The sequence below is a fragment of the Photobacterium lucens genome (genome assembly GCF_009873615.1).
In the GTDB taxonomy this organism is placed as follows: domain Bacteria; phylum Pseudomonadota; class Gammaproteobacteria; order Enterobacterales; family Vibrionaceae; genus Photobacterium; species Photobacterium lucens.
In genome coordinates this window covers 1-3,617 of the sequence record NZ_SSMG01000450.1, presented here as the reverse complement: position 1 = coordinate 3,617, position 3,617 = coordinate 1, and the positions used below count along the sequence as shown (strand labels likewise).

Sequence of the window (3,617 nt, the reverse complement as noted above, 5' to 3'; positions counted from 1 at the left end):
CATTTAGCCAATAAATACACAATCAGGTTTAATTTTAAATCTTTTTAGTTATTAGTTAATTTAATTCCATAACAATTAAATCTAAAAACAATTAAAATATTTTGTAGCAAAAAAAAAACAAGTACCATATTTCTAATACAAAAAATTACCTATTTATTTTGTTACAAATGTTATCTTTGTGATCACGATCATAATGTATAACAATTAATATAACTCACAAAAAAGAATCAACGATAGTATACCTGTTTGATATTAAATTATGTTACGCGATTAGGGATTTATCAATGCGTCATATATTTCTCGGCAGTTGCTTATCTGTTATTGCAACCACTGCTATTAGTTGTTTATTTGCACCTCCTGCTTTAGCTCAACCAATCAATAATCATTCCCATGTAATTGCAGCCTATTATCCTGATTGGAAGGTCTACACACCTAAAGCACCTTATAGTGCCAATATGCTACCCGTGGATAATCTTTCTCATATCATTTATGCCTTTCTTGCTGTCTGCGGCCCTGTTGATTCCTCTCCAGAAAATATAAAAAAGATCATGAAAACCCAATGTGCTAATAAGCCTATTGGCACCGCGATCATTCTTGATGATTATGCCGCACTACAAATAAAACTTGATGGTAAAACATCACATAAAGTGGGTTACCGAGGTAATTTTGGACAATTAAAAGCTCTCTCAGATGAAAACCCCAACCTTTCTATTTTACCTAGTTTTGGTGGTTGGACGTTGTCAGAACCTTTTCATACCGTGGCATTAAATGATGAATACCGGCAGACTTTCGTTAAAAGTGCTGCTGCACTAATTAATAAATATGACTTTTTCGATGGCATTCAAATTGATTGGGAATATCCGGGAGGTCATGGCTTATCCGGCTTAGGAAAAGACAATATTGATAATGAACGTTTAGCCTATACCAAACTGATCAGTGAATTACGTCAGCAATTAGATCAACTTGGCCAAGAGAATCAACGTCGTTATCAACTATCAGCGGCAGTCAATGGTGGACCAAAAACATTACCAGGGATTGATTGGAAAAAGGTCTCACGAGATCTCGACCAAATTTATCTGATGAGTTTTGACTTTCTCGGTAACTGGGGAAATACCGTCGGTCACCATAGTAATTTATATAGTACAGCTACAACGCCAAATAACACCTCGGTTGATAATCAGGTTACAGCCCTGTTAGCACAAGGTGTTGATAGCCATAAAATCATTATTGGCAGTCCTTTTTATGGTCGTGGGTGGCAAGGAGTAAAAGATGCATCAGCCAACAAGCTTGAAGGGTTAAACAGCTCTGGTGGCATGGATAAAGGCTCGGATATAGATGATCCCGGTTACTTTAATTATTCCGACATCATGAAGTATCTCGTTAATAACAAACGTATGGGATATCAATATTTCTATGATGAGCAAGCACAAGCGGCTGTGCTTTATAGCAAAAAGAAACAAGAGTTCATTAGCTATGAGGACAAACGATCGCTACAAGCCAAGATTGATTATGTAAAAACGCACAATCTCGGTGGTATTTTTGGCTGGGAAGCGACATCTGATAACAACCATGAACTTATCAAACAGCTAAGCAACGCTTTTAAGAAATAATCCCACTCGTCATACCTACAAGCTTACTTATGCGTTTTAAGTAAGCTTATTTTTTATCCGCTAACCTATTTCTACTATCAACACCAGCCTATTTTTTTTACTTTTAGACCAATTTTTACGGTTTGATTAATTTTTTTGCTGACAATCACATTTCATTGCCCTAACATTGCATCCCGAAATATGAGTTCCGATGAAGACAGCAGGAGAGCGGCACAAGAATTTACCATGAAGGTATATCTTACGCCCGCCGAAGAAGTAAGCGTCATTATGATTTGAGCCATCAAATCCTATTGTCGTAAATCTTTCAGGCACCGCGTCGTAATTTTACGATAGGTATGGACTGTTGTTGGAGGAGCCTCTGGAGAGACTCGTTAAATCGAGCGCCGAAGGAGCAAACCAAGTATTGGTGAAACTCTCAGGCAAAAGGACAGAGGAGATAAGAGCAACACCAGATACCCGTCTGTGACCAACATTTCTGTTGTTCTATATCTCTTCCTTTGATGTTTAAAGGAGGAATAATGAATCCACTACATGACACAATTTTTAATTTTCTAAAAGCTTTTGACAGCCTTGTTTGGGGTCCACCACTACTTATCCTTTTGGTTGGTACTGGTTTATACCTCACTGTACGCCTTGGTTTTATCCAAATCCGTTACCTTCCGCTTGCCTTACGCTACGTGTTTGGCGGTAAAAAAGATGCCGATAGCAACGGTAGCGGTGATGTATCCAGTTTTGCTGCTCTATGTACTGCCCTTTCTGCAACCATAGGTACAGGTAATATCGTCGGTGTTGCAACCGCGATTAAATTAGGTGGCCCAGGTGCTTTATTTTGGATGTGGCTTGCTGCGCTTTTAGGTATGGCAACTAAGTATGCCGAGTGTCTACTAGCGGTTAAATATCGTGAAACAGATAGCAATGGTCAAATCATTGGTGGTCCTATGTACTACATCGAAAAAGGTGTAGGTAGTAAGTGGCTAGCGAAATTATTTGCCCTCTTTGCTGTTGGTGTTGCGTGTTTTGGTATTGGTACTTTCCCACAAGCCAATGCCATTGTTGATGCTGCGCACCTTTCATTCAATGTACCTAAAGAAATTACTGTTGTTATTTTAACTGTATTAGTTGCAACCGTAACACTAGGTGGTATTAAGTCGATTTCAAGTGTAGCAAGTACTGTTGTTCCGCTAATGGCTGGTTTCTACATCATTGCTTGTGTAAGTGTATTAGCAAGCAACTATGATGCTATCCCACAAGCCGTTAACCTTGTTATTGAGTCTGCATTTACAGGCCATGCAGCTACAGGTGGTTTCGTTGGTGCAGGTATCATGCTAGCAATTCAATCTGGTATTGCCCGTGGTGTATTCTCGAATGAATCAGGCTTAGGTAGTGCGCCGATTGCCGCTGCTGCCGCACAAACTGACTCTTGTGTTCGTCAAGGCTTAATCTCAATGACAGGTACTTTCTTTGATACAGTGATCATTTGTACCATGACAGGTCTAACTTTAATTGTAACCGGTGCTTGGTCTTCTGATTTTGCTGGTGCTGCAATGACGACGCATGCTTTTGCAGAGGGATTACATTCTAGCTACTACGGTCCACTAATGGTGTCTATTGGCTTAATGTTCTTTGCCTTTACCACTATTCTAGGTTGGAACTACTACGGTGAACGTTGTATTACTTACCTATTTGGTGTGAAAGCGATTCTACCATACAAGATTTTCTTCTTGGTTCTGATCGCTGGCGGTGCATTTATGCAGCTAGACATGATTTGGGTTATTGCAGATATCGTAAACGGCTTAATGGCAATTCCAAACCTTATTGGTCTAGTGGTATTACGTCATGTTGTTATCGCGGAAACTCACGCTTTTTTCAGCGAATTAAAGCAAGAGAAAGAAAATAGCCAACCTGTATCAGCGCTATAATTCTGAATACAAAAAGTGATGTGACCCCATAAAGTTGGACATTTCGGTTAAGCGGCTTGTAAGGCCTGATTTCGATATTCAATCGGAG

2 protein-coding genes and 1 riboswitch are annotated in these 3,617 nt (G+C 39.4%); both genes read left to right on the top strand.

Going from position 1 to position 3,617, the window contains the following annotated elements; translation table 11 throughout:
* Positions 1–284 precede the first annotated feature (284 nt).
* Positions 285–1,610, top strand: a complete 1,326-nt coding sequence (locus tag E5A76_RS18440; protein ID WP_161119815.1) for a glycoside hydrolase family 18 protein — start codon at positions 285–287, stop codon at positions 1,608–1,610.
* A gap of 348 nt (positions 1,611–1,958) precedes the next feature.
* A riboswitch (glycine riboswitch) is annotated at positions 1,959–2,051 on the top strand.
* Between the two features lie 77 nt (positions 2,052–2,128).
* Positions 2,129–3,529, top strand: coding sequence for an alanine/glycine:cation symporter family protein (locus tag E5A76_RS18435; protein ID WP_107165158.1), 1,401 nt, complete (start codon positions 2,129–2,131; stop codon positions 3,527–3,529).
* The last annotated feature ends 88 nt before the right edge of the window (positions 3,530–3,617 follow it).

What these genes read in the sequence shown, in the direction of transcription:
- E5A76_RS18440 (WP_161119815.1), top strand. Translation starts at nt 285, where the DNA reads ATGCGTCATATATTTCTCGGCAGTTGCTTATCTGTTATTGCAACCACT.
- E5A76_RS18435 (WP_107165158.1), top strand. Translation starts at nt 2,129, where the DNA reads ATGAATCCACTACATGACACAATTTTTAATTTTCTAAAAGCTTTTGAC.